At 39.3% G+C, this 3,205-nt stretch carries 2 protein-coding genes; one reads left to right on the top strand and one right to left on the bottom strand.

What is annotated here, in order from left to right:
- Positions 1-62: 62 nt before the first annotated feature.
- A complete protein-coding gene (locus AC2JBO_RS44125) occupies positions 63-1,256 on the bottom strand; it encodes a homocysteine biosynthesis protein (protein WP_496959943.1) in 1,194 nt (397 codons plus the stop codon).
- A gap of 173 nt (positions 1,257-1,429) precedes the next feature.
- Between AC2JBO_RS44125 and AC2JBO_RS44120 the strand changes: the two genes are divergently transcribed.
- Entirely contained in the window at positions 1,430-3,079 is a 1,650-nt protein-coding gene (locus tag AC2JBO_RS44120; protein ID WP_496959942.1) for a pentapeptide repeat-containing protein, read from the top strand.
- The last annotated feature ends 126 nt before the right edge of the window (positions 3,080-3,205 follow it).

The following is a 3,205-nucleotide window of genomic DNA, read 5'->3' as shown; positions in this document are numbered from 1 at the left end:
CATTACTCAGCACTCAGCACTCAGCACTCATTACTCAGCACTCAGCACTCAGCACTCATTACTTAAAACTCCGTCCATCTATCTTGTGGTAAAAATGAGCGCTCCATAGGAATTGGGGCAACAGGTTCGGTTAAAGTAAATTCACCTGCCTCAATCCATTGTTTTAGCTCAATTGCAACCTGTAAAGAGAGATACATACTTGCAAGCGGAGCAGTTCTGACATTTTTACCTTCGATATTAATGCGTCCTGATTTAAGTTGGGCATAACTAACTAAACCAAATGTAGGACGAACACGTCGAGGAATTGAAAAATCTACAACTGGCGCCACTAATTCTGTGTCTTGAACAGCACAGCGAGCAATGACTTCCTCACTAAGTACAGGGTAGGGAACTCCTACACCTAACATCAAAGAAGGTCCGTAATTTTTAAAGTAGCAGCCTCGCACCCAACGGGAATCCATTGTTTTCGCATCGCCAATCAATGCTAAAGTTGCAGCAGGGCCAATCGGGGTATCATTCGGTAAACGTTTTTGCAAAGGAAAATGCTGAGTACCTTCCCATGCGACATAGCCAATTCCACCACCTAGAAAAATCCGCGTACCAATACCAACAAGTTGTAAATTTGGGTCGTTAAGAAGCGGTGATATTGCACCCGGATTTGAGTATACTGCATTTCCTAAACGGGGTTGTAAAGGACCTAAATATGTGAATAATGTTCTATCCCCTCCATTTACACCAACTATAAAATTTTGATAAAGATTTCTGGGATTAAATAAGTAAAACTGATTTATAGTTTCGCGCGAAATAGTCGTTTCAAATGTCGCGCGGGGATAACAATCAGTAACTTGCCCTTCTGCCCTTAACTGTATTGGTTTGCCAGCTACCAAATCTTCTATAACATGACCCCCACCACGTAATACCTTGGGTGCAGCTTTACGAACGCGCGCTTCTTCGGAGTCTTTTGTTTCCACCACACAACTGGCGCCAAGGTATAAATCAACAGCCCCAAATCCTGAATATGCTGGTACACCATCAAGCCAGCAACGCCGAATTTTAATCGGTGGGTCAGTGTGCCCCAAATTTATGATGGCGCCGCTCGATTCCATTGGTTCAAAAGTCCCAGTGGTAATAACATCGACTTGTTTAGCAACTTGAGTAACACCAACTTCTGCAACCCTTGCCTTGACTTCAAAAGCGGTTAAAACTACCGCTTTTTTTTGGCTAATTTTTTCGTTGATTTCCGCTACGGTTCGCATCGCCATGTCCTCTACCTAATTTGATTCTCCCACCTTCCCACCTTTCCCTGACTTCTGTTACAGAAAGTCTGAATCTGGGAAATATAGATAAAGGAATTCAATAGATACGAATTCTTTTATGTTCATAGCATCCAGGTTATCAGGTTGGCACTTTACTCTATATTTATTAATTTATGAATATTTCTAACTCGGAACTGGAATTTTTGTCTTTGACTTCTAGAATCGACCAGATGGAACGTCAGCAAGTGGCACTCAAAAAGTATTTACAAGGAATGAAACGTGAGTTAGATAATTTAATAGATAAATTTGACAACCGACCTGATGTTCAAATTGTAGAAAGTCTACAGTGGGAAATAGCTGATTTACAAAATATTTTTTATCAAAAAATAGGTTTAAACCCTTCTGAGATAAAAGACTATACTAATTCTAGTTCTAATTTAGATTCTGATTTATCATTACACTCTACAGGGTTTTATTTAGAAGCGATTGAAACAGTTTCTGTCTCTGCCAAAGAAAATAACAGTAATCCAAATACTAATACCAAAACTAAAAAACTGAACGATACTGAATTTAAGATAGAGCGAATGCTACTGTTACTAAATCAAATGTATACAGCACAAGATAGAACAGAAATTAACCGTGAAGAACTGTTAAAACGCTATCAAAATGGAGAGCGTAATTTTACTGATGTCGAATTAGAAGGAGTTCAATTTACTGGATGTGTACTTAATAATATCAATTTGAATAGAGCTAATTTAAACAGTACTGATTTTAGCGGTATTGATTTACGCTATGCCGACTTAAGTAATGCGAACCTTGAAAATGCCAACCTACATAATACAAATTTATATGGTGCTAATCTCAAAAATGCTAATCTCAAAAATGCTCATTTGAGTGGTGCAAAACTAACTCGCGCGATGCTTGATGGCGCCAATCTTAGTGGTGCTGATTTAAGCGGTGTAAATTTTAGTGAAGTTAAACTAAATCGAATTAATCTAAGTGGTGCCAATTTGAGTTGGGCTACGCTGCGTAAAGCTGAGTTAAAAAACGTGGATATGCGAGGCGCCCGTTTAAGCCGTGCTGATTTACTTGATGCGAATATAGCCCATGTAAATTTAGACGGTGCCAACCTTCAACACGCTGTCTATAACAAAGCTACTGTTTTTCCTGAGAATTTTGACGTAGCTAAAACAGGTGCCTATTTAATTGCTCCAGGCACCTGCTTGGAAAACGCAGTCCTAAGTAGCGTTCAGCTTGGTAATAGTAATTTAAGCGGCGCCAATTTATCTGGTGCAAATTTAACTGGTGCTGACTTAAGCGGTGCTGATTTGCGCGAAGCTAAACTTGTAGGCGCCAATCTGACGAAAGCAAGATTAGAGGGTGCTAACTTATTGTTTGCTGATTTGAGCGATGCTGATTTAAGTGAAGCACAACTTAGTGACCCAGAGGGCGAATTTCCAGCTAATCTAATTGGCGTTAATTTGAGTGGTGCTAATTTAAGCCGCGTCAAGCTCACACATATTAATTTAACTAACGCGAATCTCAGTAAAGCCAATCTTAAATATGTACAAGATTTTACGCACAACCTCAGTGCAGCTAATTTAACAGGTGTTAACTTGATGGGTATGTATTTGAGCAATGTAAATTTGAACAGCGCTAATTTAACAGCGGCGAATTTATCTGGTTCATGTTTACGCGGCGCCAACTTAAGCAACGCAAATCTAAAAAATGCCGATTTACGTGGCGCCGACTTACGCGATGCAAATTTGAAAGATGCAAATTTAACAGATGCAAATTTAAATGGAGCAATTTTTGATAGTTAAGAAATTACTTTTTCGCATTATCAACTTCCTCAGCACTCAGCACCCTTAACTCAGCACTTCTTGGGCGCCTTCTACGAAAACCGTATTTAGCAAAGTTTAAAATCCAAGTCTGGAAGCCATCAATAT

It is taken from the genome of Calothrix sp. CBUCES-K 9914 (assembly GCF_059640475.1).
This window is presented reverse-complemented; position numbering and strand designations above follow the sequence as displayed.